The sequence below is a fragment of the Pontibacter sp. Tf4 genome (assembly GCF_014212495.1).
In the GTDB taxonomy this organism is placed as follows: Bacteria; Bacteroidota; Bacteroidia; order Cytophagales; family Hymenobacteraceae; genus Pontibacter.
Genome location: NZ_JACKZC010000002.1, coordinates 124,068 through 150,059 on the forward strand (window position 1 = coordinate 124,068; position 25,992 = coordinate 150,059).

The window sequence follows — 25,992 nt, forward strand, 5'->3', positions numbered from 1 at the left end:
TAGTCTGCTTAAAATTACTCTCTCCACCAACGCTTAACCGGCGCTTTCTTTCCTAAAACTATAGATTGCCCGATCATCGGTGTGGTCATTGGTACATTTAGCTTTGTTGCTTCGGCGGTTACGCGTTCTATCGGGTCGGTCCAGGAGTGCATGGCTAAGGCGAAGGCTCCCCAGTGAATAGGCATGAGCAGCTTGCCTTTTAGGTCGAGGTGGGCTTGTACGGTTTGCTCGGGCATCATGTGTATGTTGGGCCATAGTTCGTTGTACTGGCCGCATTCCATCAGGGTAATATCAAAGGGGCCATATTTTTCGCCGATCGCTTTAAAGCCATCAAAATAGCCGGAGTCGCCGCTGAAGAAGATGCGCTTCTCTTTTCCCAGAATTGCCCACGAAGTCCAGAGAGTTTGCATGCGGTCGGAGAGGCCGCGGCCTGAAAAGTGGCGCGATGGCGTTGCTGCTAAGATCAGGCCTTTATAGTTTACTTCCTGCCACCAGTCCATCTCGGTTATTTTTTCGGCAGGCACGCCCCAGCGCTGCAGATGCGCTCCTACGCCCAGGGCTACAAAAAAGTGGCCGGTCTTTTCGTTCAGTATTATAATCGAACCATAGTCCAGGTGGTCGTAATGGTCATGCGAGATCAGAACAGCATCCAGCGGTGGCAGCTCCTCGGCAGTAATTGGCAAAGCCGAGAAACGCTCGGGGCCAATAAAACTAAATGGCGAAGCAATATCGCCCATCATGGGGTCCAGCAACAGGCGTTTACCATCTATCTCTACTATAAAAGCCGAATGCCCCAGCCAGGTAACTATAGTTGCCGTGTCCTGTGTGTTGTTGAAGCGCTTCGGGTTAATGGCCCTGACAGGTATAGGTTTTTGAGGTAACTGGTTATCCGATTCGCCGAAGAGCCGGGTCCGGAGCAGCTTCATGTAACCCATAAAACCGATGTCCATGTTCGTTTCTACCGGGTTCTGGAACTGCCCATCTTTATAGTTGGGCGATTGCTGCATGGCCTGTAAACGCGCGCCTTCTGCCTCGGCACCAAATTGCGGCGACAGCTTTAAAATAGAACAGCCTGCCACTGTAGCCAACAGCACAAAAAATGCAAGCCCGGAAACTATAACTTTAACCGTTTTCTTCATCCGTTCAGATCACAGGAATTACCTGTCTTTTTAAAATAACCTTGCCATGCCGCTAATGCGGTAGCCGTAAGGAATAGGCTGGCTATAGTTTGTTAAGAAGTTAGTGGCCTACTTACCGATGCAGAATTTTGTAAAGATATTGTCCAGCAGGTCGTCGGTGGTGATCTCGCCTGTTATCTCGCCTAAACTATAAAGGGCTCTGCGGATGTCGGCTGCTACTAGGTCGCCGCTCATGCCGAGGGCCAGGCCGTTGAGCACATCATCCAAAGCAGTGTAGGTTTTATTCAGGCTGTCGACGTGGCGAAGGTTGGTAACTATAGTTTGCTGCTGGGTATTCAGCTTGCCCAGGTTCACTTTCTCTACCAGGGCCTCCTTCAGCACGTCCATGTTTGCTCCTTCGGCAGCCGAGATCTTCACCAGCCCTTCCAGGCTGTCGAAAGCGGAAAGCACAGCCGGCGAAGCTTCGTCTATTTTATTGGCCACAGGCAGTATCGGGAGTTTTTTCGGATTGAGCTTCTCCAATTCGTCCTGCACTTCCCCGGGGGTAGTGGTGGTAATATCAAACAGGTATACGATCAGCGACGACTGGCTGAGCTTCTGCATGGTACGCTCCACGCCAATAGCTTCTACTTTGTCGGTGGTTTCGCGCAGGCCGGCCGTATCAATAAAGCGGAACGTTATGCCGTGCAGGTTGATCTCATCCTCAATAAAGTCGCGCGTAGTGCCCGGCACATCCGATACAATGGCTTTTTCCTCGTTCAGTAATTGGTTGAGCAGGGTTGATTTGCCGGCATTGGGTTTGCCCACTATAACCGTAGGCACGCCGTTCTTGATCACGTTGCCCAGCTCAAACGATTTCAGCAGTTCGCGGATGATGCGCTGTATGTTCAGGATCAGGTTGCGCAGCTGGTCGCGGTCTGCAAATTCCACGTCTTCTTCGCCAAAGTCCAGCTCCAGCTCTATCATCGAGGCAAAATGCACGAGCTCAGCCCGCAGCTTTTTAATTTCCTGCGAAAACCCGCCACGCATCTGCTTCATAGCCACCTCATGCGACAAAGCCGAGTCCGATGCGATCAGATCAGCTACCGCCTCCGCCTGCGCCAGGTCGAATTGCCCGTTCAGAAAAGCCCGTTTGGTAAATTCGCCGGCATTGGCCAGTCGGGCACCCTGCTTCAGGAGTAGCTTCACGATCTGCTGCACAATATAGTCAGAGCCATGGCACGAAATCTCTACCACGTTCTCTTTGGTATAGGAGTGGGGCGCCTTAAACAGTGACACCAGCACTTCATCCACAATCTTGCCTTCGTCGCGGATGGTACCGAAATGGATGGTATGGGATGGCTGCTCTTCCAGGTTCTTGCCTTTAAAAACACGCTGGGTTATAGTAACGGCCTCAGGTCCGGAAAGACGTATGACGGCAATGGCGCCGGCGCCGGCAGCAGTGGCTACGGCTACAATGGTATCGTTGGTAAGTAGGTGCGGGTTCAAATCAGTTTTTTTATCAGATTACAAATTTAACATTTATCTGCTGATGTAGTTTGGATTTGATCTATAGTTACTTTTGTGGAGGATGACTTGTTAGGTTGAACCATTGTCATTTTGAACAATGTGAGACATCTGTCTCTGACTATAGTTCCTACTTTGTCATGTCGAGCGTAGCTGTTAGTCATCTTATGTGTCCTATAGTTCGATAAGTTATCCTGCTATAGTTGACTTTGCCTACTGCTGGAAACAAGCCGTTGTTCTATAGTTTCTACCAATCCTGGGAGCTCTACTTACCTATAGTTCTATAGTTACTTTGGCTCCCTCCCGGGCCGGGAGGCCCCGTCTTCGGGCATCGCGCTGCTGCCTTCTTGCTATCCTCGCTGCGCTCGGATTGCCTGACGGCACCGCAACAAGTCAAAGGCGCTCAACCCAAAGACTGAGATCACATTCGATAGCTACTGCTCTAACTATAGTTGCTGCACTTGCTTTTGGTAGGAGCAGATCGGTTACTTACTCGTGTTAGTAATTCTGTAGGGACAGGTCGCGACCTCTCCGCCACATGGACTGAGACTATAGCACTATAGTCTATGAAATGGCAGCAGTTCAAGCTCCCCTCCTTAGATAAGGAGGGGTTAGGGGTGGTTGGACCACGGCAACTAAAGAACTATAGCTGCAACTATAGCAAAGACAGAAAAAGTCCCCCTTTGAAGGGGCAGGGGATGACTAACCGTAACTATGAAACTATAACTTAAACTATAGCCACATCACCAATCCTGATAATCCTTTAATCCTGTAAATCCTGATTCAGAAAAACTCCTTCCCTTGTTCTTAGGGGCAGGCTAGGCCGGGATGAGGTGTTTTACTTTTGCTTCTCGTATTCCTGCCAGGTCATGGTTTTGTGGAAGTTCTCGCCGAAGTAGCGGATGATCTTGGTGAAGGTCTTTTTGTCGAGGTAGCCGGGAACGGGAGAGAGCATGTTCAGTTTTTCGTCGAGGTACACGGTGGTGGGGTAACTCATTTGTCCGTTCAACAGGGCAACCGCCAATTCATGCGATTTGTATTCGGGGTTATAGTTAAAGGTGCGGCCGCCAACCGTAATGGGGTCTTTTCCTTCGGCATCCAGCTTAACCGCATAAAAGTTCTTGTTCACATAAGCTGCTATTTCCGGATCAGAGAAGGTGTCTTTGTCCATTTTCTTGCACCAGCCGCACCAGTCGGTGTACACATCAATAAATATCTTGCGGGGCTCTTTCTTTGTTTTGGCTTCAGCTTCCGCGAGGGTCATCCATTTTATGCCTTCGGCTTTGGGGGCTTTTGTGTCAGCCATCTTAAACGCGGAGATACCAGCTATAAGCACCAGCAGCGCTATCCATGCGTAACTACTTCTCTTCATTTCAGGAATAGGTTTATCTGTATCACAATGTAAAGGCCGAAACAGTTTCGTAGGCAGCAAAAATGCTACACCGGGATAGCTTTCCGTCTTTTAAAGAACTGCCCGTGCGTTGGCGAAAACAGGAAAGCCAATGCAAAATTAAATCCCGTAACCGCTGCAACAGCACCTGCTATCGAGCCATCGAGCCAGTAGGCCAGGTAATACCCGATCACCACCGCCACAACCCCGCATATCACCGACAGGAACAGCATCTTTTTAAAATCATCGGTAAGCAAATAGGCCGTAGCTGGCGGACCAACCAGAAACGCTACCACCAGAATTGCCCCTACCGACTCGAACGAAGCTACTGTTGTGAGCGATACCGCCGTCATGAGCAGGTAATACCACACGGTGGTTGAGATACCGATGGCTGCTGCATACCCCGGATCAAAAGCCGTTAAAAACAGTTCTTTATAACCTAACGCTATAAAGGCAACGATCAGTATAGTTACAAATCCCAGTGTCCAGACGGTGCGGGGGCCGTAGCTCAGGTTGTTTTCAGTGATCCAGAGGTCCAGCGGCACGTAGGCAATTTCGCCGTACAGCACACAATCCTGGTCAAGGTCTATCTGCCCGGCAAAAACAGAGATAAGGATGATGCCGATGGCAAAAAGCCAGGTAAACGTAATACCGATAGATGCATCGGCCTGCACGCGGGCGTACCTGTGAAAGAATTCGATCAGGAACGTGGTGATCACACCTAACAATCCGGCGCCGATGATCATGGGTAACGAATCGCGGGAGCCGGTGAAAAGGAAAGCGATAACAATGCCCGGCAGCACCGCATGCGAGATAGCATCGCCCACCATCGCCATTCGCCGAAGGATAAGGTAGCACCCCAGCAAACTACAGCAGGTTGCCACCAAAGAGCCCGTCAATATGATCCAGAATGCATTCAAGGTTAATTGTTGATTGTTAAATTGTTGATGGTTATTCGTTTATAGTCTTAATATTTCCATTCATAATTTATAATTTCTAATTCATAATTCGGATTCCTACGGAATCCGCGTTTGGTGTGGGTCCAGGGCCGGGTAGTTGAGCTCTTCCATCAGTTTCTGTTCCAGTTCCGGTGTAATGATGTGTTCTATAGTTTCGGCGTCTTCGTGTACATGGTCGCTGGCAAGTTGCAGGTACTGCGTTAGGTATAGTTCCCACAAACGGTGCAGGCGCACCACACGCTTCCCACGCGTCTCGCCTTCAGCGGTCAGCGCCCAGCCTTCCGGGTGACGGGTGATATAGCCCTGGCGCTTGAGCTTTTTCAGTCCCCTTAAAGCTCGTTTTTTAGGGATGTTTCTTCTTTCCAGGATGCTGGCCAGGGTGCGGTTACTGTAATAGTCTTCCTGCTGCTCGCCTAACTGGTAAAATAACTTCAGCAGGTTTTCTTCCAGAATACGGGCTTCGTTACGGCGCTGGCGCAGCAGGCGGGCAATCCACCCACGCCCCGGGGCAAGGGCAAAAGACATAATCGCTATCATCGACACGATCAGTACGATCCAGGGACCTGTTGGCATAGCAGGAGCGGTATACGAAACAAAAGCACCACTTATCCCTGAAAAGGCACCGATCAGAGCAGCCAACACTAACATAACACCCAGGCGCTCGGTCCAGAAACGGGCAGCGGCGGCAGGGGTAATCAGCATGGCTGCCATCAGCACCACACCTACCGCCTGTATGCCCACCACTACCGCAAACACGGTTAAGGTTGTCAGCAGCAGTTCCAGCGACCGCACCGGGAAACCGATACTTTTAGCGTACACTTCATCGAAACAAAGCAGCTTCAGTTCTTTGTAAAACAGGAGTGTAGTTACCAGCAACAGCACTGCCACCGCACTGAAAACGATCAGGTCTTCGCCAACCAGGGAGGCCGCTTTGCCAAACAGGAATTTATCAAGCCCGCTCTGGGCAGCGTTTCCGGAATGCTGAATGGATGTAAGCAGCAGGATACCGATGCCGAAGAAAACAGAAAGTACCAGGCCAATGGCGGTGTCTTCTTTAATGCGCGAGCGGGATGTGATATAGTCTATAGTTACAAGCGAGATCCAGCCGGTTACAAAAGCCCCGATCAAAAGTATAAAAGGGTTTTTGGTACCCGACAGGATAAAAGCCAGGCAGACACCGGGCAGCACCGCATGTGCCACCGCATCGCCGACGAGCGCACGTTTACGAAGCAGTGTAAAGCAACCCACCACTGCCGAACTACTGGCCAGCAATACAGAGCCCAGCGTTACATACCGTATGTTGGCATCTGCAAACGAAAAGAACTCTAAAAAATCGCTCATGCTATAGTTGTTGGTTGATGGTAGTTAATTGTTGAATGGTTAAATTGTTAATGGTTAGATTGTTGATAGTGGGTCTGTTTAGAACCAGTAATGCTGAGCTCAAACTATAGCTTTGTTGCCAATTAGAATTTCTATACACTCCAACCTTATAACTTTATAACTTCCAAACTTTCTAACTTCTCTAGCTTTCATCTTTCTCTTGCCGGAAACTGTTGTTTTTGAAGCAGGTCGCCTACTTTGCTGAGAACTGTTAACTTGCCGCCGTAGGTTTGTTCCAGTAATTCCTGTGTCAGTACCTGTTCGGTAGGGCCGGAGGCTACCAGGCGCATGTTCAGCAAAACCACCCAGTCAAAATACTGGCTCGCCGATTGCAGGTCGTGGTGCACAACTATAACAGTTTTGCCTTGTGCACGCATGGTTCGCAGCAATTCTATAATTGCAGTCTCGGTAGCAATATCTACACCGGCAAAAGGCTCATCCATAAAGTAGATGTCGGCATTCTGGGCCAGTGCCCTTGCCAAGAACACACGCTGCTGCTGCCCGCCCGATAGTTGTGAGATCTGCCGTTCGGCAAAACCCTGCATCCCTACTTTTTCCAGGGCCTGCATGGCCGCATCCTTGTCCGCCTTACGGGGCCTTTTGAACAGGCCCAGGTTGCCATAGCGGCCCATCAGCACCACATCAAACACCGATGCCGGAAAATCCCAGTCCACGGACTCGCGCTGCGGTACATAAGAGATACGCTTGCGTACCTGTTTTATAGGTTCGTTAAAGATGCGTACATAGCCGCTGCTGGCCGGCAACAGGTTCATGATGGCTTTGATGAGGGTAGATTTTCCGGCGCCGTTCGGCCCGATCACACCTACCAGAGAGCCCGCGGGCAAGGTAAGATCCACGCCCCAGAGCACGGGTTTTCGGTCGTAACTTACCGTTAAATCGTGCACTTCTACTACCGGATTATCTACTTGAAGTATCATGAGGTAAGATGTTTATTTTAAAGCGGATACTATTTGATCTACATTGTGCCGTACCATGCCGATGTAAGTGCCTTCCGGAGTGCCCGCTTCGCCCAGCGCATCTGAGTAAAGCGTGCCGCCAATGCGAATGGTATGTCCTTTCTGCCGGCTCCCGATCACCACCGCCTCAATAGCTTTTGGCGAAACCGAGGACTCCACAAACACGGCTTTTATTTTATGGCTGACTATAAAGTTTACCAGACCCGACACATCCTGCAAACCAAATTCTGAAACGGTAGAGATGCCCTGCAGACCGCGAACATCTATGTCATAAGTTCTGCCAAAGTAGCCAAACGCATCGTGCGCTGTTATCAGGGTGCGCTGGCTGGCGGGTATTGTGGCTATGGCCTGTTTGGTGTAGTTGTGCAGTTCGTTTAGTTGCTGCAGGTAGGCTTTTGCATTGCGGGCATACAGGTCGGCATTTTGGGGGTCTTTTTGCTGTAGTTCAGTAGTCAGGTGCTGCACTACCAGCTGCCAGAGCGGTACCGAAAACCAGATATGTGGATCGTGGCTGTCGGCAAAGGCCTGGGAACGCAGCAGTTGCTGCTCCGGGATACCTGCGCTGGCTGTTATAACGGTTTTAAAGCGGTCGAGCTTGCCGAGTACTTCACCCATTTTGCCCTCCAGGTGCAGGCCATTGTAAACTATAGCATCTGCATCGGTCAGTTTCTGCAGGTCGCCCTGTGTGGCCTTGTACAGGTGCGGGTCTACGCCGCTGCCCATAATGGCATCTACGGTTGCAGCATCGCCTACTATATTTCTGACAGCATCAGCCAGGATACCCGTAGTTGTTACCACGTACATTTTCTTCCCCTCAGGCACAGGGCCTTTGTCTATAGTTTGCGCGCAGCCAAAACACAGCAGGCACAGCAGGAGCAAGGGCAGAAGAGAACGGTAGAACGCTTTCATACAGGAGGCTAAGCCGACAGGAAAATATTACGCGCTACTTCGCTTGATACGACCAGGTTCTTTTTGTTTTCGATGCTGATCTCCAGAGAGCTATCATAAGGGATCTTGTCCAGTACTTTAACTTTAGCGCCCAGGAAAATGCCCATCTTGTCGAGGTACTGCAGGAACAAAGGTTGCGAATCATTTACGCCTACTACCACACCGGAGTCCTGCACGTCCATCTCGGCAAGCAGCTTCTGGGGCTTCAGTTTCAGTTCCCCGCTTTCAGATGGGATCGGGTCGCCGTGTGGGTCAAACTGCGGATAGCCCAGAAACTCATCCAGCCGGCGGGTAAGCAGCTCCGAGCTTACATGTTCCAGTTCCTCGGCTACTTCGTGTACTTCATCCCAGTTAAACCGCAGCTTTTCTACCAGAAAAACCTCCCACAGCCTGTGTTTCCGGATCACCTGCAGGGCTATACGCTCACCGGCTTCCGTCAGTGACACACCTTTGTACTTCACATAATCTACCAGTCCTTTGGTACTGAGCTTGCGCAGCATATCAGTAACTGAGGCAGCACGGGTATCCAGTGCGTCGGCAATGGCATTGGTGTTTACGCCATCCCGGCCATTCCCCGAAAGCTTATAGATCGCTTTGATGTAGTTCTCTTCTGTGAAGCTATGCACTTTTCTAATTTGAAGATTTGAAAATGAGGAAATTTGAAGATGAGCTATACTTGATTATGAGTTATTCAATTTTCAAATTTTCACATCTTCAAATTTCCAAATCGTTAAACTTACCAACGGATGAGGGCGGATGCCCAGGTAAAGCCGCTTCCGAAGGCTGCCATACATACCAGGTCACCTTCCTTGATGCGGCCTTCCTGCACGGCTTCGCTTAGAGCCAATGGTACAGACGCTGCCGTAGTGTTACCATACTTATGGATATTGCTCATCACTTTATCCGGCGACAAGCCCATTTTCTGCTGGATATAGGAAGTTATTCTAAGGTTAGCCTGATGCGGTATAAGCATGTCAATATCAGATGCCTTGTAGCCGTTCTTGTTAAGTGCTTCTTCAATCACCTCGGGGAAGCGGGTAACGGCATGCTTGAACACCATGTTACCGTTCATGTGCGGGAAAATAGTGCCCTCATCGATCATCTCATGCGTCAGGCGGTTTTTCTTGTTGCTGCCCGGGTCAAGGGTGGCCAGCTCTTCAGCGAATTCACCGTCGGCGTGCAGGTGTGTACTTAATATGCCACGGTCTGTGCTCTCGGAAGGGGTGAGTACTACGGCACCGGCGCCATCACCGAAAATAACCGATACGTTACGGCCACGGGTAGAGAAATCGAGACCGCTGGAATGGATCTCGGAGCCTACCACCAGTACGTTATTGTACATACCCGTCTTGATGAACTGGTCGCCTACCGAAAGGGCATACACAAAGCCGGAGCACTGGTTACGAACATCCAGGGCTGGTATTTCTTTCAGGCCAAGCTCGCGCTGCAACAGCACACCGGAACCAGGGAATACATAATCCGGGCTCAGGGTGGCGAAAATGATCATATCGAGGTCAGAAGCTTCGAGGCCTGCATTTTTGAGGGCCATGCGGGCGGCATTGGCACCCATGTTAGCTGTAGTGTCGGTTCCTTCTTTAAAGTAACGACGCTCCACTATACCTGTGCGTTCCCGTATCCATTCATCTGAAGTTTCCATCAGTTTCTCCAGGTCCTGGTTGGTAACTACTGTTTCAGGCACATAGTGGCCTACACCGGCTATTTTTGAATTGCGCATAGTTATAGTTGTTTGGTTTTCAAATATACTGCTTTTGTTGATATTTAGATACGTCTAAAAATAAATTTAAAATTATTGGTTTTTGAAATTAGCTTAAAACCGACTTTAAAATTGGTAGAATTTTCTGCTCTTCTGTGTTCCAGAACACCATTTCAGGGATGCCAGAACTATAGAAGATTTTGGTGTATATGTCTGATTCTAAAGTATGAAAGCTATAGTTGTTAAAGTTTATAGTTAAGCCTGCGGTATATGCTGTCAGGATGTCATTCCATAATTTGTTTTGCTGCATCAGGATAGGCAGGCCATATGCCATATACTCGTATAGTTTGGTAGGGATGCAGCGGAACGTGCTTTCGTTTGGCTGGTAAGGCAGCAGCCCGATATCGTGTGTTGCTATAGCCTGTAGTATCTCCGGATGCGGTACAAGTTGGTCGCCACCGATCAGGGTAATGTAAGGTTTGCCGGCTATAGTTTGTTGCAACTGTTGCAGGGTTGGCTTGTGCGCACAGTAACCGATAATGGTAAGTGTTACCTGCGGGTTATAGTTGTGCCACTGTTCAGCCAGCCCGATAGCTTCAAAAATGCCATAGATGCCGGCTATGGTACCGGAGTAAAGTAGTTTTACCGGCCCCGGGTTTAGCTTTACCGGTGTTGGCCTTGGGCTATAGTTTGCAGTTCGTTTATACTTGTTCTCGAGAATGGTATAGCGCTCATCTATAAAAGGGATTTCGTTGGCGTAGCTTTTCTCGGCTAAAAAGAAGTGCGCTATAGTTGGTGCGGTAAGGTTTTCTATTGTTCGTACGCCTGCGGCTAATACTCTTTTCAATACTGGGTTATAGGCTTTCTGTGCGGTCAGGTTTAAACTATAGTTTTCCTGCACATCGTAGATCAGTTTGCAACTATAGCGTTTGCAATAAAACCAACTGGTAAGCAGCAACTCGTGTGTGCAAACTATAAGCAGGTCGGGTTTTATAGTTTGCAGCAGTTGCCAGTACCGGCGCTGGGCTATAAAACGGTTTAAGCTGAGCCTTTTAAAGGAAAAGATGGGGTGGAAGTTCAGGTTGGCCTGTGCATTACCCGGAATAGGAGCTGAGAAGCCTGCTATATGCACCTGGACCCCTGGTAGTTTGCACAGCGATAGCCCCAACTTGCCGTACATACGGGTGTCGTTCACGGGTTTTAGCAACGAGGCCAGCAGAATTCTCTTTTCAGACATCGGTTAAATTTAATACTTTTACGCATTATTCAACATCAACTATATTTTTAGATGGCGCTTCAGACGATAATAGAACAGGCCTGGGAAAACAGAGACCTGTTAAAAGAACAGGCTACAGTAGATGCAGTACGCGCTGTAATAGAAGAACTTGACAAAGGCAGACTGCGCGTTGCAGAGCCGAATGGCGACGAGTGGAAGGTAAACGAGTGGGTGAAGAAAGCCGTGCTGATGTACTTCCCGATACAAGCCATGAAAACCATAGAAGTAGGTCCTTTTGAGTTTCATGATAAAATTGCGCTGAAGACGAACTATGCCGCACAGGGTGTGCGTGTTGTGCCTCACGCTATTGCGCGTTATGGTTCGTTCCTGGAGAAAGGCGTTATAATGATGCCGTCTTACGTGAACATTGGCGCTTATGTAGGCGAAGGAACCATGGTGGATACCTGGGCAACCGTAGGTAGCTGTGCACAGGTTGGCAAGAACGTACACCTGAGCGGTGGCGTTGGTCTGGGTGGCGTGCTGGAGCCAGTTCAGGCTGCCCCGGTTATCATCGAAGACAATGCCTTTATCGGATCGAGAAGTATACTGGTGGAAGGTTGCCGCATTGGCCGTGAAGCGGTGATTGGTGCCGGTGTAACTATAACCGGAAGTTCTAAGATTATCGACGTGACAGGCAGCGAACCGAAGGAATACAAAGGTTATGTACCACCGCGTTCTGTTGTTATTCCGGGTTCGTATACCAAAAAATTCCCGGCAGGCGACTTCCAGGTCCCTTGCGCCCTGATCATTGGCCAGCGTAAAGAAAGCACCGACCTGAAAACATCCCTGAACGACGCCCTGCGCGATAATGCGGTAGCAGTGTAATACAGTGAACAGTGAACAGTTAGCAGTAATCAGTTAACAGTTTTTTAAAAGAAGAAGGCCTTTGCAACTATAGCAAAGGCCTTCTTATTTATGAGCATCAGTAAATTGATCACTGATAACTATTTACTGCTAACTGTATACTGTTATTTCTTTTTAAAGCGGTCGGCAACGATGAGGTCTTTGGTGCCGTGTGTCCAGCTATAAAATCCCTGGCCGGTTTTTACACCTTTGTGACCAGCTTGTACCATGTTTACCAGTAGCGGGCAAGGGGCGTATTTCGGGTTGCCAAAGCCGTCGTGCAGCACAGTCAGGATCGAAAGGCATACATCCAGACCAATAAAGTCAGCTAACTGGAGCGGGCCCATCGGATGCGCCATGCCTAATTTCATAATGGTGTCAATCTCTTCTACACCGGCAACGCCTTCATATAAACTATAGATGGCTTCATTGATCATCGGCATCAGGATGCGGTTTGCCACAAAACCCGGGTAATCGTTCGCTTCCGCCGGAATTTTGCCTAACTGCTTCGATAGCTCCATGATCTGCTGAGTTACCTCATCAGTAGTTGAGTAGCCACGGATCACTTCAACCAGTTTCATAACCGGTACCGGGTTCATGAAGTGCATGCCAATTACTTTATCCGGGCGGGTTGTAACCGAGGCTATTTTGGTAATTGAGATAGAGGAGGTGTTGCTGGCAAGGATTGCTTCAGGTTTAGTAAAGCTGTCCAGGTCGCGGAAGATTTTCAGTTTCAGGTCCACATTTTCGGTGGCGGCTTCTACCACCAGGTCTACATCCTGCACGCCTTCCTGCATGCTGGTATAAGTAGTGACGTTGCCTAATGTCTGTGTTTTCTGCTCTTCGGTCAGGTTGCCTTTGGCTATTATGCGGTCCAGGTTTTTGGCAATAGTACCCAGTGCTTTGTTCAGGGCTTCCTGCGAAATATCAACCAGCGCTACCTGGAAACCATTTTGTGCAAACACGTGTGCTATACCGTTGCCCATAGTGCCTGAGCCGATAACTGCTATTTTCTTCATAGGGGTTGCGAATTCGTAAGGTTTGAAAAGTATACAAAGCTAAAAGAAAATCTGTTATTCTTTGGGGCTAATCAAGCTAATCTTGGCATACTTCAAAAAACCTGAAATCAATGTAATCGCTGCTTCAGCTATAGTTGGTATACCTGTAGTTTCTTTTCAACTCAATTTATTTACCAGTGCAAGTTTTTGTTAAGAGGAAATAATGCGGCTGTATATGAGGGATTTATAGGCTGGCAGCTGGTGAGGGTTACAAATGACTCCGCAACTGGTCTTCTGCGTCCGGTCGTAAAAAGTATGATTTTAATAAATCTTTTATGATATATATGCGTACAAGCTTAAACAAAAAAGTGCAACAACGCTGTGTTCAGAGTGAGTGCAGTGGATTGCTTTACTAAAAGACTCTTATTATGGGAAACTTACTTTATATTATCGCCGTGGTGCTGATCATTTTTTGGTTGATCGGCTTTTTAGGATTTCCGGATGCCGTTGGAGGTATCATACATGTGTTACTGGTACTGGCTGTAATTGCCGTACTGCTACGCCTGATCCGGGGAGTTTAACCTGGAATTAAAAAACACGTTAATACATAAAACAGAGAACATTACCACTTCATTAAACAATTAAAACTATGGGAAATTTATTGTATATTATAGCAGTTATCCTTGTGATTTTCTGGCTGATCGGTTTCTTGGGCTTCCCTGATGCTGTAGGCGGCCTGATCCACATTCTATTAGTAATCGCCGTTATCATGGTGCTGTTACGCCTCATAAGGGGCTAACGCCACTCTTGATCTGAACCTTTAAAAACAAAAGGACTGCCCCGTAAGGCAGTCCTTTTGTTTTTGATGCTGGCTGTATGCTTAACGCGTGAAAGGTAAGTTTATACCTGCCCTGATAACGGGGTTACTATAAGGGTTTACCGGATCATTGTTCGCATTATAAAGCAGCAGCAGGTCAAAAGAGGCTTTGTCGGAGATACGCTGGCGGTATCCTGCTCCAAACATCGGCATTACCAGTGTCTTGCGGTCCTTTAAAATTGCCGTCCGGCTGCTGTTCAGATAAAGGTATTCCAGGCTGAGCGTTTCGGCTTCGGCATGTGCCAGCAAGGCCCCATCCCCGATATCCACTACCTCTACCTGCGCAAACACGCGCCCGCCATAGTTGTTCATTGAATAAGGGCCATCTTTCACATACTGATACACTGCTCCAACGCCCGCGCTAAGCCGGTCGGTGAGGCGGTAGCCAAGTATAGGCAGCAGCGAAATATTGGTGTATGAGCCAAACTGCAGACCCAGGCTGCCTCCGAAATATAGTCTGTCAATAAAGCGTTCCTGTTCTTCCTCGTCCTGTTGTGGTTTCTCGGCCTGCGGCTGTGTTTGTACCGGCGGTTTAGGCTGTACTTCTGGCTGCGGTTTTGGCTTTGGCGTGTAAACCGGCTTCTCGCTACCCGGAGGGCCCGTTGGCAACGATGGCTTCCGTTTTACAGTATCGGGCTCTACCTGGGCATTGGCGCCTAATGTGCAGAGCACAAAAAAGCAAAGTGCCAGCAGGCACTTTGCAAACAGAGGAGTCGGTTTAGCTGACATATTTATTTATACGGTAGCTGTCTGGTACATTTTTTTGCGCAGTTCGCGGATGTTGTCGTCCTGCAGGTACTCTTCGTAGGTCATGCGCTTATCGATCATGCCATTTGGTGTCAGCTCGATAATGCGGTTAGCTATAGTATCTACAAACTGTAAGTCATGCGAAGCGAACAGAACAGTTCCATCAAAGTCTTTCAGCGAGTTGTTCAGCGCCGTGATCGATTCCAGGTCCAGGTGGTTGGTAGGGTCATCCATTACCAGGAAGTTACCGGACTGCAGCATCATTTTAGAGAACATACAGCGCACTTTTTCACCACCCGATAGTACGTTCGCTTTCTTAAGCGACTCTTCGCCAGAGAACAACATACGACCCAGGAAACCACGGATAAAGCTTTCGTCTTTCTCTACAGAATACTGACGCAGCCAGTCTACCAGGTTCAGGTCAGTGTTAAAGTACTCGGCGTTGTCTTTCGGGAAGAATGCGGCATTTATCGTAGTACCCCATTTAAATTCTCCGGTATCAGCCTGCTCTTCGCCGGCCAGGATCTTAAAGAACAGGGTAGCGGCCACGTCATTACGGCCAAGTATCGCGATCTTGTCGCCTTTGTCTACCATAAAGCTGACATCCGTAAAGATCGGCTGGCCTTCCACAGACTTGCTCAGGTTCTCTACATGCAGTAACTGGTTACCTGCTTCACGCTCCGGCTTAAAGGCAATGTAAGGGTACTTACGTGACGATGGCTGAATATCATCTACCGTCAGTTTCTCTAACAGCTTGGCACGCGAAGTAGCCTGCTTTGATTTGGAAGCATTGGCGCTGAAACGGCGGATGAATTCCTCCAGTTCCTTGCGTTTGTCTTCTGTCTTTTTATTGGCATCGGCGCGCTGTTTCAGGGCCAGCTGGCTCGACTCGTACCAGAAACTATAGTTACCGGCATACATTTTTATCTTTCCGAAATCAATATCGGCCACGTGCGTACAAACGGCATCCAGGAAGTGGCGGTCGTGCGATACAACTATAACCGTGTTCTGGAAGTTATCCAGGAAGTTCTCCAGCCACATGATCGATTCGGCATCCAGGTTGTTGGTAGGCTCATCGAGCAGCAGGATGTCGGGGTTACCGAAAAGCGCCTGCGCCAAAAGCACACGTACTTTCTCGCTACCGCTCAGGTCTTTCATCAGCGAGTAATGCAGGTGCTCACCAATGCCCAGGCCACTCAGCAATTCAGCAGCTTCGTACTCAGCATTCCAGCCTTCCATGTCGGCAAATTCGCCTTCCAGTTCGGCAGCGCGCTCGCCATCGGCTTCTGTAAAATCAGCTTTGGCATAAATCGCATCCTTCTCCTGCATAATATCAAACAGGCGCTTGTGGCCCATAATCACTGTCTGCAGTACCGGAAACTCATCGTAGGCAAAGTGGTTCTGCTTTAACACGGCCAGGCGCGCTTTGGCAGGAATCTCCACTGAACCTGTATTTGGCTCAATTTCACCTGATAATATCTTCAGGAAAGTTGATTTACCCGCGCCGTTTGCGCCTATCAGGCCATAGCAGTTACCGGGTACAAATTTTATAGTTACATCTTCAAATAATGTGCGCTTGCCATACCGCAGGCTTACATTGTTAGTACTGATCATGCCTTTGTGTTAGAGAATTAAAATTGATCCTTGTTGCAAAACTACAAAATAAAAGTCGGGTTTGACTACAGGCTGCTTTTTGCTTTTGGCGGCCCCGCAGCGTAGTGTTGTTGTAAGGCGTTTATGGTCAATGGTTTGCAGCTGTAATCTGAAAAATATATGCTGCAAAGCACAACGCCACCCCAACTTCTTTAGTATATAGTTTAAATAATATTTCAGTTTGCGGCTACCAGGTAGTGCCGTAATGCTTCTATCTTAACCAAATGTAGCGCCAAACTGTTCATTGTTAGTATATTAATTGATTTACCCTAAACGTATAATAAAAATGGCTATAGGAAGAATAACATATCAGAAAGTATCATTAAAGTATGGTATACTGGTTGGTATAGCGCACATTGTTTATTTCCTGCTGATGGGGCTGCTGGGCCTGCACGACATCGTTGAACTGTCTTTCCTGAGTTCAATTTTTCTGGTTATAGGCATTGTGGTAGCAATTTCGAATTTCAAGCGGGCCAAAAATGGTGAGATCAACTACTTTCAGGGGCTGGCCATTGGTGCAACTGTAGGCGTGGTTTCATCCACTATTCTGGCTTTGTTCCTGGTGTTGTACATCGGCGTATTCGACTCTACTTACCTGGCTCACCTGCAGGCAAGTGCTTACTTCCCGAAAAGCATTTCGCTGCTGGCCTTGTTTGCTTTAACCATCATCTATGGTTCATGGCCTGGTTTCTGGCTGGCCTTTATTGCCATGCAGTGGTTTAAACGCGCCGATCATTCGGTAACAGAACGAGTATAACCGGCAACTATAGTTATGGAAAAGCTGAGCCTGAAGTACGGAGTCTTAACGGCCCTTGGTCTTATTGGCTATTTTTTGCTGATGCGCCTGATCGGGCTGTCGCACATCCTGGAACTGCGTTTCTTTAACGCCATTGTGCTGGCTATTGGTATTGTACTGGTGCTGCGGGCTTACAAACGCATGATGCATGGGCACATCGGGTACCTGAAAGGGCTTGCCACAGCTTTCCTGACATCGCTTGTCGCTACCTTGCTCTTTTCGGTCTTCATGCTCGTGTATATCAAAGGCTTCGACGATTCGCTGCTTCGCGTGATCTCGGAAGACCAGATGCTGGGGGAGCGGATCGCTACAACGCCGGGCATTGTAATTTTTATGGTGCTGATGATGGAAGGCGTTATTTCCGGGGCCATGATCGGGTTTATAGCCATGCAGTTCTTTAAAAGACAGGACCATGCCATACCAGGCAACTTATAACTTACTACAAATAAAAACCCGCAGCGCTAACAACTGCGGGTTTTATGCTTTTAAAACCTTTTTCTTCTCTATTTTACGAAGTTGTCGGGTCGCTGAATGATCTTGACCACTACCTCGTGCAGGTCGCCCTCGTTATCCTGTATCCGGAAGGTGAGTTGCGGGTTGTCGATGTTGTGTTCTGATTTTATAGCTATTACCTGGCCTCTGCCAATCTTATGTTCTATCTGCGGGCTCAGGTCATGAAATGCTTTTGCAAAGTCTACCTCAAGCGAGCTGGGGTTATAGTTCTCTGTTCTCATACGTGACGTTCTTAAACCGCTGCACGCGGCTGCATACTGCTTGTTAAAATACTAAACCGGAATTATGTTTTTTATATACCCCTAAGTAACAGGTATGTTACCATTATCCGGTTTTATATACTATTTTCTTTATACTTTAGTGATAGAATATGGAAAAATCATATTTACAGATTTTAAAACAGTGCAATTGCTAAAATATAGGATATAAAAAATATACTAAAACAGGCCAACCTGTAGGCGGGTTTTCCGTTCAAGTAGCTTGTAACACCTTGTGTAGTACACACAGACTAACAGTAAACCCTATGAAATTTTTTATACTTATAGTTGCCCTTGGCCTGACAGCTTCTTCAGGTTTTGCACAGCGAATTACCAGAGGAGATGACGGGCTTGATAAAAAAGTGCTGTCCGTGGAAGTAGCGGGACCAACATTGCTTACCCTTGAAATGACCCGGGAATTAAATCTGACAGAAGAACAACAAAAAGAAGTGCAGCTCCTGAACGAACAGCGCTACCAGCAGTTGCAGCAATCGGAGCAGGGCGACCAGTACTACCTGGCTGTACAGAAGGTGCATCTGCAGAACGACAAGGCACTGATGAAAGTACTGAAACCCGAACAACTAAGCAGGTTTTTGGAACTGGAAGGCAGGCAGAACATGCTCCACCTCACCGAACTTGGAAACGACTAAAAGCAAAAGCCCGAATTATTCGGGCTTTTTTACTTTATCAGGGTAATTGTACGTTATTTCCGAAACCTTGCCCAGCGAGTTGATGCGTACCTCCGCGCGGAAAGCATCCGAAAGGGTAGTGGCATCCGTGCATTGCGAACCGGGCTCTAAGTAGTAATAGTAAATGCGCTGGCTGCGCTTCAACAGGTCTTCCTTGTCCGGCTTGCCCAAAACGTTTCGTACCACATATTCCTTTTTGCCATACAGCTCTTTCCGGATCTTTTCGAACTCCGGTGTCAGGTTGCCGCGCTCGCCTTTGCAGGCATTCTTATCTGCTTTCCAGCTATCGCTATCAAATCCTTTTAAACTTTCAGGGGTGCTGCAGGCCACTGTCAGCAGGCAGGTAACTATAACCAGGAGGGTGTTCAGCTTTTTCATGCTGCAAATTAACTATAATCCTTGTTATACCTGCCATCTAACATGTTGCTATGGGCTGTTTTTTACTTTTTAAGTGCCTACAGTAGCCTCTATATACTAATGAGCAATGGCTTGACGTTGAACTAAATACAGAAATGCATTATACTTTTTGGAGCTCCCGGGCCGGACTCTTTTTCACCTCCTCCGGAACGATTTTTATAGTTTTGCCTGTTAAAAAACTAATTGCGTAAACAAGAAGCTCACTAAACTATGCTTAGATCAGCTATTTCCCTGCTTGCACTTAGCTTATTATCTTTCAACTCGCCCATGGCAACTACCAGGCCTGTGGGCATCACCAACACAGCTACTGAAAGTGCAACGGCCCTTAACGAGAACCTGACATACGAGAAAAAAGAACTTGCCTTTGCCAGTCACCTGGAGCAACTATACCGCGATGCGGACCTGCAGAACAAAGGCCTTTCTTTCCCGGTGTTTAAAAAAGCGTACATCGGGTTTGTGAACCTGAAGCAGCGTGCACTTATCTCTCCTTCAAAATCTATCCTTACGGTGGTTGATTTCACCAAATCGAGCCGCGAGGAGCGTCTGTGGGTGATAGACCTGCATGCCAGAAAAGTACTTTTTAACACGCTGGTAGCACACGGCCGCAACACTGGCAACGACAAAGCCACTAAGTTCTCGAACCAGCCAAACTCGTATATGAGCAGCCTCGGCTTTTACGTGACCGATAAAACGTACTATGGCAAGCATGGCCTGTCGCTGCGCCTGCAAGGCATGGATAAAGGCTTTAATACCAATGCCATGCAACGGGCTATAGTTGTACACGGTGCCGATTACGCCACTGCCGACTTTATTAAGCAATATGGCCGCCTTGGCCGAAGCCTTGGTTGCCCGGCTTTACCGCGCGAAATTTCAAAAGAAGTGATAGATGTAATTAAAGACGAGACCGTACTTTTTGTGCATCATAATGATAAAACCTATAGTTCAGATTTCCTGGATATGGAGAAGGCCGTAGAGACTTTTGCAGCCGGCATGCCAGACAACAGCATCACTATCTGAAAGTTGGCTGAAACTATAGAAACAGAAAAGCCTCTGCTTAACGGCAGAGGCTTTTCTGTTTTTTAATGAGTACTACTTATGTCTGATCTTTGGTGGTCTTCACCAGGCTGATGCCGGCAAAGAAAAAGATGAGACCGATAATGAACGGAATGGCGGATGTATATTTACCCACCGCTGCGCCATCGCCACCCATCAGGAAGGCGTATGCCCCCCAAATAATACCGATAATACCCAGTATGGTAAGCAGGGCGCCAAAGGTTCTTTTCATATTCATAGTTTCTATGTTTTGGTTCAGTGGGCTACCGCATCAGTAGCCTGCGTACAGGTAATACGATAATCCTATAGTTAGGTATAGCAGTTTACGCGTAAAATGTGCAGGGCGTGGTTGCAGGGCTATAATTGCCTATAGTTGCTGCACTAACTGCTTCGTACTGGTGGATCAAAAGTTTTCTGATAGAGTTAGTTACCACTCGATTGCATTCTGTCTATAGTTAGCGTACCACAGGCAATGCAAGAAGTGTGGCCCGAAGGGCTTCCGGATGGGCTCATCTCATAGAAAATGTTCAAAAAGCAGGCATAAAACAAAACTTTCCGAAAAACTTAATGTATAAGAAAACTGCAGTTTACTGCAATCGCTTCCCTTTACGCAGTTCTGCTGCGGGCATACTTGCTTTATTAAAAACAAACTTAAACTTGTAAGCTAACTATAATGGCTACTAAAAACGACAATCAGAAAGGTGGTTCTTCGAAGTCCGGATCGTCTTCGTCAACCTCTGCTAAAACAAGTGCTAACAAATCAACTACTTCAAAAAGCTCTGGTGGCGCTTCAGGCTCATCATCAGGCTCTTCATCAAAATCTTCAGGCAGCGGCTCTGGTTCATCCGGATCTAAGTCAGGAAGATAACTGATTTAACTATAGCCGCCTTCCGGTGGCTGCAGAAAAAACTAACCCGCAGGTTAGTTTTTTTTGTGCCCTATCTATTCCTTAATTTCATCGTATCAGAACCATCACCAACTATAACTTCACCCTGATGAAGCAGACCGGATCACCTGAAAACATCCTTTTTGTGATAAACCCCATCGCCGGAGATATAGACAAAACCGACCTGGTAGAGCAAATAGAAGAGATCTGCAGGGAACATGACATCCGGTACCACATTTATACCACCACCGGCCACCAGGACAGCCAGCAAGTGAAGGAACTGATAACCGAAAAAGGGGCGGAGGCAGTGTTTGCGGTCGGCGGCGACGGCACGGTAAGCATGGTAGGCGCTTTGCTGATCGATCGGAACATACCGTTGGGTATAATTCCGCTGGGTTCGGGCAACGGCCTGTCCAAAGACCTGCATATACCACAGGATACAGAAGATGCCCTGGAACTGATCTATCGGCACACGGTGCGCAACATCGATACACTGGACATAAACGGGCAGCCCTCCATTCACCTGGCGGATCTGGGTTTTAATGCGCTGGTTGTAAAGCGTTTCAGCGAAGGAGAGAGTCGAGGGCCGGGCGCCTATGCCTGGATCGCGCTGCAGGAATACCTGAGTTATGAACCAAAGTTTTACCGCATCGAAACCGACAACGAGCATTTTGAAGGCGAGGCGTTTATGGTAACTATAGCCAACGCCAATGCCTTCGGTAGCAACGCGGCCATTAACCCGTCGGGTATTCTGAACGATGGCCGCTTCGAGATCTGTTTGATCGAACGTTTCCCGAAAACAGCCGGCATCGGCATCCTGTACAAGCTATACACTGATAGCATTGATACCTCTGTTTACACCCGAAAACTAACTTGCAGGAGCGCCACCATTTACAACACAGACCACGAAGTGATGCACATTGACGGTGAGCCGGTAGAGCTGGGAACGGAAGTACGTATCCATATAAAACCGAAAAGCCTGAAAGTGCTGCTACCGGCACCCGACCCGGATGCTGCATAAGCTTACACTTCGGCCTGCTGCGGCACAACTATACTTTCCAGCTTTTTCCGGAAGATTACCTCGCCTGTGCCAGGTGCTGCACCGCTGTTGGGAGCTGGTACCACGTGTATTTCCAGCCATATTTCACCGGTGTAGTAATAATTGAGCACGATAAACCCGGGCTGCTCTAAAGCAAACGTGGAACTGCCGCCTTTTTTAACGAACGCTGTTTTACTGCCCGAGCCGCTAACCAGATAGTGATTGCCGCGCTTTTCGAAATATTGCAGGTTGTGGTCGTGGCCGGCAACGTAAATAATGTTCTGATACCGGTGAAAGATCTGTAGCAGCCGTTTGCGCATTTTCTTGTACCGCTTATGCGACATATCTTCATTCGCCCCGAAAAACTTGCGGTAGAACGGGTACAGGGAGCCCAGTATCGGCAAGGGTATAAGGAAGCGTTTGTGCGCTGCCGTAAGCGGGAACACATGTTGCTTGATGGTGAATTTACCGCCATGCAGGGCGTTGCTGTAAAGCGGGTGGTGGCCTGCTACAACTATACGCTGGTGCCGGTTCCTGCGCAGCAGGTTGTTCAGGTTGATGTAGAATTCCTCGATATCGGCGTAAGGGCAGTTGTATTTTTTGCCTAACGGTTTTTCGCCGCGTTGTACCCACCATTGGGTGTTTATCACGAGCAGCAGCAGACCTTCTGTAAGTTGTATGGCTACAGGGCCGGGGCAGCCGTGGGCTGGTAGGTAGCTTTCCGGGTTTTGCAGGGCCTCTACAATATATTTTTCCTGGCGCAGCATATACTGGTATCCGTCGGGGCGGCCTTTGTTCCAGTCGTGGTTGCCGCTCAAAAAAGTGCAGCGAGTATTGTACTGCTGAAGTTGGTTCAGTATGGTTTGCAGGCGGGTTTCAGCCATTGCGCGGTGCCGGTGTCCTTCGGGCGGCAGGCCTACCGGGTACAGGTTATCTCCCAGAAATACCGCCATACCTGCTTCCGCATTTTCCTGCTGCCAGCGTTCAAAATAAGTCAGTACCGGATCAGAACCGTTGGTGGCTACCGCGCCTACATCACCCAGCATAGCCAAGGAGTAAACTTTTCCCGAGTCGGGAGGAAGCTGTGATTGGCGCCAGCCCACATCGGCAAGTTTATAGTACGGTTTGCGCCGGTACTTCCTTTCCTGCCAGTAACTAAAGAGCAGGTAAGCCGTGAAAAGCGTTGGCACTATGATCAGGAAGTATAAAAGCATGGATGAAGTAAGAAAGTTAGTAAGTTAAAAAGTTTTGAAGGTTTTATTCTTTCATCATTATTCATTCGTCATTAATCAAAACTCCGGTGGTTTCAGGGATTTGAAGTGGCCGTTCTGTTTTATTCTTTCCTTCAGGCGTTCGGTTTCCTGCACGATGGGCAAAATGTTTTCGAGGTGCTGCAGGATGATCTCCTGCCGGTCGCTTTCGCGTTGTATCTGCAGCAAGGTGTATTCCTGTTCCAGGCTCAGGCCAAGCTGGTGGGCAATGGTAAAGCTGGTGAAATCATCTGTCAGGTTATTTGCCAGGCTCATTAAACCCAACACGTCGTATAGTTGCTGCATCAGCTCTTTTATGCGGGTCTTGGTGATGATGTCTTCGTCGTTTTCATAAACTATAGTTTCCACTTCGCCGCCGGCGTATAACCTGCCCGGTGCAGTCTTATCAAAGCTGACGATCTTAAATGTGCGGATACCCTTGCTGCGGATATCCATTTCGTCGTTGTCGTATTTCTTCTCAATGCTTAATATCGTTACTTCGGTGCCATAGTTGCCAACAGCATTTTTAATGAAAGGAGGGATGCCAAAAGTTTTGCCCTGCTGCACACAATCGAGCACCAGTTGTTTGTAGCGGGGTTCAAAAATATGCAGGTTCAGCTTTTCGCCGGGGTATACCACAATATTTAACGGAAATAAGGGCAGGTACTCTGACATTGTATTGCTTATTAAGTTACAGCCAAATGGTTAAGTTTAATAACCCTTACGTATGGCCTGCACGCTGCAGTTGAGTAAGGTCTAAATTTAACCGGAAAAAATCCGGCGAATACTATACCTTTGCGCCCTCAATCTGGAAAGCTTTTATGAGTAAGAAGCGTATTGGCCTGCGCACTGTAAAAATAGTATTTGTGAAGTTGGTTCTCAGCCTTTTTCTGCTGAGCATTGCCTGGGTGTTGCTGTATAAATGGATAGATCCGCCTACTACGCTGCACATGGTAAAGCGCCGCGCCGAAGCAGGTAAAGCCGATAAAAACGACCCGACCATCAACTATAGATTTGTGGACCTGGATGAAATGTCGGAGCAGTTGCCTTTGGCGGTGGTGGCTTCCGAAGACCAGTTGTTTCTGCTGCATAACGGCTTTGATATGGAAGCTATAGTTGATGCCTTTAAACGCAACCGGAAAGGCGGCAACATACGCGGTGGCAGCACCATCAGCCAGCAGGTGGCCAAGAACGTATTTCTGTGGCATGGCCGTAGTTACCTGCGCAAAGCTGTAGAAGCTTATTTTACCGTACTGATAGAGCTGATCTGGGGCAAGCAACGCATTATGGAAGTGTACCTGAACATTGCTGAAATGGGTGATGGTGTATTTGGCGTTGAAGCTGCCAGCCAGCTGTATTTTAAAAAATCTGCCAAGGATGTGGGCCGACAGCAGGCGGCCTTGCTGGCGGCAGTACTACCGAACCCGATAAAATACAGCGCTAAAAACCCGAGTGGGTTTGTATTGCGCAAACGTGGCCGTATTGCACGGGCCATGGGGCGTTTAGGTGGCACCACTTACATCAAAACTATACTACCAGCCCATAATGAAGCTCAGAACTAACTTTCTTATAGTTGCCGCCTTCGGGCTGCAGTTTATAATGGCAGGTTGCCAGCCGGCCAAGTCTGTCGCAGATTCGCAGCAGCAAACTATAGTTCAGCCTGATGCTGTTGCACAGGTTAAACAGGTATTGGCCGACCAGGCTGCCTGTTGGAGCAACGGCGACCTGGAGTGTTACATGGAGGGCTACTGGAAATCGGACTCGCTGTTGTTCGTTGGCAAAAGCGGGCTGACCTATGGCTGGCAGCAGACCCTAGACAACTATAAACGCCGTTACCCCGATGTAGCGGCTATGGGCAAGCTGAACTTTGACCTGAAAGAAGTACGCCAGCTGTCGTCGGACAACATACTGGTAGTTGGCAAGTGGCACTTGCAGCGCGAACCAGCCAAAGGCAATTTAGAAGGCCATTTTTCGGTCATCTTCCAGCGCTTTGCCGATGGCTGGAAGATCGTGGCTGATCACTCAAGTTAAGTACTAACTTACTGCAAAGGGTGTAGATTGCTATAGTTACGCCAGTACTTTTTCAGCTGCAGGGGTTTTCTTTTTGCCAGCATCCTAGCGGCACAATCCGATGCAACTATAAGTCCGCCCGCCATCATAATAATATCCTTCAGCACCAGTCGCCCGACCCCCGATAAATAAGGGAAGCCGAATTGTGGCGTCGGGAAATCGCCGCCGAGGTTGGGCACATACACTTCGGGAGTCGTGATCAGGAAAGACAACGTTACCAGCGACATCCCGAACGTTAAAAGCCCGCCGACAACTCCGGTAGCAGGCAGCCAGATACCCAGCAGCGTCAGGGTGCCTATCGTGATAATAACAGCGCCTAAGGCATAAGAGAAAATATAGGTGTTGTTTGCCTCATGCCAGTCCACATTTCTCTGAACGGTCTTGCCTTCCGGGTTTTTATATTGCTGATACTCCGGCGCATCTTTGCTGTAGAAAAAGGACATGAACGGGCTGTTCGCTACGAACGGTACAATTCCATCAGCCTCATACTGAAATGCCTTCAGCCCGCCTATCCAGGCCATCACAACAAAGATGGAAATCCGGATAAAATGTATGAAGTTCGATTGGTTTACAGCCAGCAGCTTTAAGAGCTTTTCCATTTGCAGTTTTTTTTAC

The 25,992-nt window shown here is 48.3% G+C and carries 29 protein-coding genes; 10 read left to right on the top strand and 19 right to left on the bottom strand.

Annotation, left to right across the window (positions count from 1 at the left end; all coding sequences use genetic code 11):
- Nucleotides 1-14: 14 nt before the first annotated feature.
- The 10 genes from H7F15_RS03440 to H7F15_RS03485 form a co-directional block, all read right to left on the bottom strand.
- On the bottom strand, nucleotides 15-1,139 hold the full coding sequence (locus H7F15_RS03440; RefSeq protein WP_185195566.1) for an MBL fold metallo-hydrolase: 1,125 nt from the start codon (nucleotides 1,137-1,139) through the stop codon (nucleotides 15-17).
- Nucleotides 1,140-1,247: 108 nt separating this feature from the next.
- The gene (mnmE, locus tag H7F15_RS03445; protein ID WP_185195567.1) at nucleotides 1,248-2,627 is read right to left on the bottom strand and encodes a tRNA uridine-5-carboxymethylaminomethyl(34) synthesis GTPase MnmE; all 1,380 of its coding nucleotides are present in this window, start codon (nucleotides 2,625-2,627) and stop codon (nucleotides 1,248-1,250) included.
- Between the two features lie 856 nt (nucleotides 2,628-3,483).
- Nucleotides 3,484-4,017, bottom strand: coding sequence for a DUF255 domain-containing protein (locus H7F15_RS03450; RefSeq protein WP_185195568.1), 534 nt, complete (start codon nucleotides 4,015-4,017; stop codon nucleotides 3,484-3,486).
- A 65-nt stretch (nucleotides 4,018-4,082) separates the two neighbouring features.
- Nucleotides 4,083-4,955 (bottom strand): metal ABC transporter permease, encoded by an 873-nt coding sequence (locus H7F15_RS03455; protein WP_185195569.1) that lies wholly within the window; start codon nucleotides 4,953-4,955, stop codon nucleotides 4,083-4,085.
- 96 nt (nucleotides 4,956-5,051) lie between these two features.
- Nucleotides 5,052-6,335 carry an iron chelate uptake ABC transporter family permease subunit gene (locus H7F15_RS03460; protein ID WP_185195570.1) on the bottom strand — a complete coding sequence of 428 codons (1,284 nt, stop codon included), beginning with the start codon at nucleotides 6,333-6,335 and terminating at the stop codon, nucleotides 5,052-5,054.
- Nucleotides 6,336-6,523: 188 nt separating this feature from the next.
- Complete coding sequence (locus tag H7F15_RS03465; protein WP_185195571.1) at nucleotides 6,524-7,312, bottom strand: metal ABC transporter ATP-binding protein; 789 nt, start codon at nucleotides 7,310-7,312, stop codon at nucleotides 6,524-6,526.
- Between the two features lie 12 nt (nucleotides 7,313-7,324).
- Entirely contained in the window at nucleotides 7,325-8,260 is a 936-nt protein-coding gene (locus tag H7F15_RS03470) for a metal ABC transporter solute-binding protein, Zn/Mn family (protein WP_185195572.1), read from the bottom strand.
- 8 nt (nucleotides 8,261-8,268) lie between these two features.
- Entirely contained in the window at nucleotides 8,269-8,925 is a 657-nt protein-coding gene (locus H7F15_RS03475; RefSeq protein ID WP_185195573.1) for a metal-dependent transcriptional regulator, read from the bottom strand.
- Nucleotides 8,926-9,035: 110 nt separating this feature from the next.
- Nucleotides 9,036-10,034 (bottom strand): 3-oxoacyl-ACP synthase III family protein, encoded by a 999-nt coding sequence (locus tag H7F15_RS03480; RefSeq protein WP_185195574.1) that lies wholly within the window; start codon nucleotides 10,032-10,034, stop codon nucleotides 9,036-9,038.
- Nucleotides 10,035-10,122: 88 nt separating this feature from the next.
- Entirely contained in the window at nucleotides 10,123-11,250 is a 1,128-nt protein-coding gene (locus H7F15_RS03485; protein WP_185195575.1) for a glycosyltransferase, read from the bottom strand.
- 51 nt (nucleotides 11,251-11,301) lie between these two features.
- On the opposite strand from H7F15_RS03485, the gene H7F15_RS03490 reads away from it, so the two are divergent.
- Nucleotides 11,302-12,114, top strand: coding sequence for a 2,3,4,5-tetrahydropyridine-2,6-dicarboxylate N-succinyltransferase (locus H7F15_RS03490; protein ID WP_185195576.1), 813 nt, complete (start codon nucleotides 11,302-11,304; stop codon nucleotides 12,112-12,114).
- A gap of 143 nt (nucleotides 12,115-12,257) precedes the next feature.
- Here the strand turns inward: H7F15_RS03490 and H7F15_RS03495 are convergent, their stop codons facing one another.
- The gene (locus H7F15_RS03495; protein WP_185195577.1) at nucleotides 12,258-13,151 is read right to left on the bottom strand and encodes a 3-hydroxyacyl-CoA dehydrogenase family protein; all 894 of its coding nucleotides are present in this window, start codon (nucleotides 13,149-13,151) and stop codon (nucleotides 12,258-12,260) included.
- Between the two features lie 407 nt (nucleotides 13,152-13,558).
- Between H7F15_RS03495 and H7F15_RS03500 the strand changes: the two genes are divergently transcribed.
- Together H7F15_RS03500 and H7F15_RS03505 are read left to right on the top strand one after the other, a co-directional pair.
- A complete protein-coding gene (locus H7F15_RS03500) occupies nucleotides 13,559-13,711 on the top strand; it encodes a lmo0937 family membrane protein (protein WP_162426218.1) in 153 nt (50 codons plus the stop codon).
- Between the two features lie 68 nt (nucleotides 13,712-13,779).
- Nucleotides 13,780-13,929 (top strand): lmo0937 family membrane protein, encoded by a 150-nt coding sequence (locus H7F15_RS03505; RefSeq protein ID WP_162345496.1) that lies wholly within the window; start codon nucleotides 13,780-13,782, stop codon nucleotides 13,927-13,929.
- Between the two features lie 81 nt (nucleotides 13,930-14,010).
- On the opposite strand, the gene H7F15_RS03510 is transcribed toward H7F15_RS03505, so the two are convergent.
- On the bottom strand, nucleotides 14,011-14,736 hold the full coding sequence (locus H7F15_RS03510) for a hypothetical protein (RefSeq protein WP_255481064.1): 726 nt from the start codon (nucleotides 14,734-14,736) through the stop codon (nucleotides 14,011-14,013).
- Nucleotides 14,737-14,742: 6 nt separating this feature from the next.
- Complete coding sequence (locus H7F15_RS03515) at nucleotides 14,743-16,368, bottom strand: ABC-F family ATP-binding cassette domain-containing protein (RefSeq protein ID WP_185195578.1); 1,626 nt, start codon at nucleotides 16,366-16,368, stop codon at nucleotides 14,743-14,745.
- Nucleotides 16,369-16,693: 325 nt separating this feature from the next.
- Between H7F15_RS03515 and H7F15_RS03520 the strand changes: the two genes are divergently transcribed.
- Nucleotides 16,694-17,164 (top strand): DUF4199 domain-containing protein, encoded by a 471-nt coding sequence (locus H7F15_RS03520; RefSeq protein ID WP_185195579.1) that lies wholly within the window; start codon nucleotides 16,694-16,696, stop codon nucleotides 17,162-17,164.
- A 15-nt stretch (nucleotides 17,165-17,179) separates the two neighbouring features.
- Entirely contained in the window at nucleotides 17,180-17,638 is a 459-nt protein-coding gene (locus H7F15_RS03525; protein ID WP_185195580.1) for a DUF4199 domain-containing protein, read from the top strand.
- A 68-nt stretch (nucleotides 17,639-17,706) separates the two neighbouring features.
- On the opposite strand, the gene H7F15_RS03530 is transcribed toward H7F15_RS03525, so the two are convergent.
- A complete protein-coding gene (locus H7F15_RS03530; RefSeq protein WP_185195581.1) occupies nucleotides 17,707-17,937 on the bottom strand; it encodes a hypothetical protein in 231 nt (76 codons plus the stop codon).
- A gap of 302 nt (nucleotides 17,938-18,239) precedes the next feature.
- On the opposite strand from H7F15_RS03530, the gene H7F15_RS03535 reads away from it, so the two are divergent.
- Nucleotides 18,240-18,623, top strand: coding sequence for a hypothetical protein (locus tag H7F15_RS03535; protein ID WP_185195582.1), 384 nt, complete (start codon nucleotides 18,240-18,242; stop codon nucleotides 18,621-18,623).
- A 15-nt stretch (nucleotides 18,624-18,638) separates the two neighbouring features.
- On the opposite strand, the gene H7F15_RS03540 is transcribed toward H7F15_RS03535, so the two are convergent.
- The gene (locus H7F15_RS03540; RefSeq protein WP_185195583.1) at nucleotides 18,639-19,040 is read right to left on the bottom strand and encodes a hypothetical protein; all 402 of its coding nucleotides are present in this window, start codon (nucleotides 19,038-19,040) and stop codon (nucleotides 18,639-18,641) included.
- A 306-nt stretch (nucleotides 19,041-19,346) separates the two neighbouring features.
- Here H7F15_RS03540 and H7F15_RS03545 point away from each other — a divergent pair, with 306 nt between their 5' ends.
- Nucleotides 19,347-20,096, top strand: coding sequence for a murein L,D-transpeptidase catalytic domain family protein (locus H7F15_RS03545; protein ID WP_255481065.1), 750 nt, complete (start codon nucleotides 19,347-19,349; stop codon nucleotides 20,094-20,096).
- A gap of 76 nt (nucleotides 20,097-20,172) precedes the next feature.
- Here H7F15_RS03545 and H7F15_RS03550 read toward each other — a convergent pair whose 3' ends face one another.
- Nucleotides 20,173-20,370 (bottom strand): hypothetical protein, encoded by a 198-nt coding sequence (locus H7F15_RS03550; protein ID WP_185195585.1) that lies wholly within the window; start codon nucleotides 20,368-20,370, stop codon nucleotides 20,173-20,175.
- A gap of 757 nt (nucleotides 20,371-21,127) precedes the next feature.
- Between H7F15_RS03550 and H7F15_RS03555 the strand changes: the two genes are divergently transcribed.
- Entirely contained in the window at nucleotides 21,128-22,039 is a 912-nt protein-coding gene (locus H7F15_RS03555; RefSeq protein WP_185195586.1) for a diacylglycerol kinase family protein, read from the top strand.
- A 2-nt stretch (nucleotides 22,040-22,041) separates the two neighbouring features.
- On the opposite strand, the gene H7F15_RS03560 is transcribed toward H7F15_RS03555, so the two are convergent.
- On the bottom strand, nucleotides 22,042-23,271 hold the full coding sequence (locus H7F15_RS03560; protein ID WP_185195587.1) for a metallophosphoesterase: 1,230 nt from the start codon (nucleotides 23,269-23,271) through the stop codon (nucleotides 22,042-22,044).
- A 75-nt stretch (nucleotides 23,272-23,346) separates the two neighbouring features.
- Complete coding sequence (locus tag H7F15_RS03565) at nucleotides 23,347-23,982, bottom strand: LON peptidase substrate-binding domain-containing protein (protein ID WP_185195588.1); 636 nt, start codon at nucleotides 23,980-23,982, stop codon at nucleotides 23,347-23,349.
- Nucleotides 23,983-24,128: 146 nt separating this feature from the next.
- Between H7F15_RS03565 and mtgA the strand changes: the two genes are divergently transcribed.
- Together mtgA and H7F15_RS03575 are read left to right on the top strand one after the other, a co-directional pair.
- Complete coding sequence (gene mtgA, locus H7F15_RS03570) at nucleotides 24,129-24,869, top strand: monofunctional biosynthetic peptidoglycan transglycosylase (protein WP_185195589.1); 741 nt, start codon at nucleotides 24,129-24,131, stop codon at nucleotides 24,867-24,869.
- Nucleotides 24,853-25,338: a DUF4440 domain-containing protein gene (locus tag H7F15_RS03575; RefSeq protein WP_255481066.1), complete on the top strand. Its 486-nt coding sequence runs from the start codon at nucleotides 24,853-24,855 to the stop codon at nucleotides 25,336-25,338. Before mtgA ends, H7F15_RS03575 begins: the two co-directional genes overlap by 17 nt.
- An 8-nt stretch (nucleotides 25,339-25,346) precedes the next feature.
- Here the strand turns inward: H7F15_RS03575 and H7F15_RS03580 are convergent, their stop codons facing one another.
- Nucleotides 25,347-25,976, bottom strand: a complete 630-nt coding sequence (locus H7F15_RS03580; protein WP_185195590.1) for a DUF417 family protein — start codon at nucleotides 25,974-25,976, stop codon at nucleotides 25,347-25,349.
- Between the last annotated feature and the right edge of the window lie 16 nt (nucleotides 25,977-25,992).

What these genes read in the sequence shown, in the direction of transcription:
- H7F15_RS03440 (WP_185195566.1), bottom strand. Translation starts at nt 1,139, where the DNA reads ATGAAGAAAACGGTTAAAGTTATAGTTTCCGGGCTTGCATTTTTTGTG.
- H7F15_RS03450 (WP_185195568.1), bottom strand. Translation starts at nt 4,017, where the DNA reads ATGAAGAGAAGTAGTTACGCATGGATAGCGCTGCTGGTGCTTATAGCT.
- H7F15_RS03460 (WP_185195570.1), bottom strand. Translation starts at nt 6,335, where the DNA reads ATGAGCGATTTTTTAGAGTTCTTTTCGTTTGCAGATGCCAACATACGG.
- H7F15_RS03465 (WP_185195571.1), bottom strand. Translation starts at nt 7,312, where the DNA reads ATGATACTTCAAGTAGATAATCCGGTAGTAGAAGTGCACGATTTAACG.
- H7F15_RS03470 (WP_185195572.1), bottom strand. Translation starts at nt 8,260, where the DNA reads ATGAAAGCGTTCTACCGTTCTCTTCTGCCCTTGCTCCTGCTGTGCCTG.
- H7F15_RS03480 (WP_185195574.1), bottom strand. Translation starts at nt 10,034, where the DNA reads ATGCGCAATTCAAAAATAGCCGGTGTAGGCCACTATGTGCCTGAAACA.
- H7F15_RS03485 (WP_185195575.1), bottom strand. Translation starts at nt 11,250, where the DNA reads ATGTCTGAAAAGAGAATTCTGCTGGCCTCGTTGCTAAAACCCGTGAAC.
- H7F15_RS03490 (WP_185195576.1), top strand. Translation starts at nt 11,302, where the DNA reads ATGGCGCTTCAGACGATAATAGAACAGGCCTGGGAAAACAGAGACCTG.
- H7F15_RS03495 (WP_185195577.1), bottom strand. Translation starts at nt 13,151, where the DNA reads ATGAAGAAAATAGCAGTTATCGGCTCAGGCACTATGGGCAACGGTATA.
- H7F15_RS03500 (WP_162426218.1), top strand. Translation starts at nt 13,559, where the DNA reads ATGGGAAACTTACTTTATATTATCGCCGTGGTGCTGATCATTTTTTGG.
- H7F15_RS03505 (WP_162345496.1), top strand. Translation starts at nt 13,780, where the DNA reads ATGGGAAATTTATTGTATATTATAGCAGTTATCCTTGTGATTTTCTGG.
- H7F15_RS03510 (WP_255481064.1), bottom strand. Translation starts at nt 14,736, where the DNA reads ATGTCAGCTAAACCGACTCCTCTGTTTGCAAAGTGCCTGCTGGCACTT.
- H7F15_RS03515 (WP_185195578.1), bottom strand. Translation starts at nt 16,368, where the DNA reads ATGATCAGTACTAACAATGTAAGCCTGCGGTATGGCAAGCGCACATTA.
- H7F15_RS03520 (WP_185195579.1), top strand. Translation starts at nt 16,694, where the DNA reads ATGGCTATAGGAAGAATAACATATCAGAAAGTATCATTAAAGTATGGT.
- H7F15_RS03525 (WP_185195580.1), top strand. Translation starts at nt 17,180, where the DNA reads ATGGAAAAGCTGAGCCTGAAGTACGGAGTCTTAACGGCCCTTGGTCTT.
- H7F15_RS03530 (WP_185195581.1), bottom strand. Translation starts at nt 17,937, where the DNA reads ATGAGAACAGAGAACTATAACCCCAGCTCGCTTGAGGTAGACTTTGCA.
- H7F15_RS03535 (WP_185195582.1), top strand. Translation starts at nt 18,240, where the DNA reads ATGAAATTTTTTATACTTATAGTTGCCCTTGGCCTGACAGCTTCTTCA.
- H7F15_RS03540 (WP_185195583.1), bottom strand. Translation starts at nt 19,040, where the DNA reads ATGAAAAAGCTGAACACCCTCCTGGTTATAGTTACCTGCCTGCTGACA.
- H7F15_RS03545 (WP_255481065.1), top strand. Translation starts at nt 19,347, where the DNA reads ATGGCAACTACCAGGCCTGTGGGCATCACCAACACAGCTACTGAAAGT.
- H7F15_RS03550 (WP_185195585.1), bottom strand. Translation starts at nt 20,370, where the DNA reads ATGAATATGAAAAGAACCTTTGGCGCCCTGCTTACCATACTGGGTATT.
- H7F15_RS03555 (WP_185195586.1), top strand. Translation starts at nt 21,128, where the DNA reads ATGAAGCAGACCGGATCACCTGAAAACATCCTTTTTGTGATAAACCCC.
- H7F15_RS03560 (WP_185195587.1), bottom strand. Translation starts at nt 23,271, where the DNA reads ATGCTTTTATACTTCCTGATCATAGTGCCAACGCTTTTCACGGCTTAC.
- H7F15_RS03565 (WP_185195588.1), bottom strand. Translation starts at nt 23,982, where the DNA reads ATGTCAGAGTACCTGCCCTTATTTCCGTTAAATATTGTGGTATACCCC.
- mtgA (WP_185195589.1), top strand. Translation starts at nt 24,129, where the DNA reads ATGAGTAAGAAGCGTATTGGCCTGCGCACTGTAAAAATAGTATTTGTG.
- H7F15_RS03575 (WP_255481066.1), top strand. Translation starts at nt 24,853, where the DNA reads ATGAAGCTCAGAACTAACTTTCTTATAGTTGCCGCCTTCGGGCTGCAG.
- H7F15_RS03580 (WP_185195590.1), bottom strand. Translation starts at nt 25,976, where the DNA reads ATGGAAAAGCTCTTAAAGCTGCTGGCTGTAAACCAATCGAACTTCATA.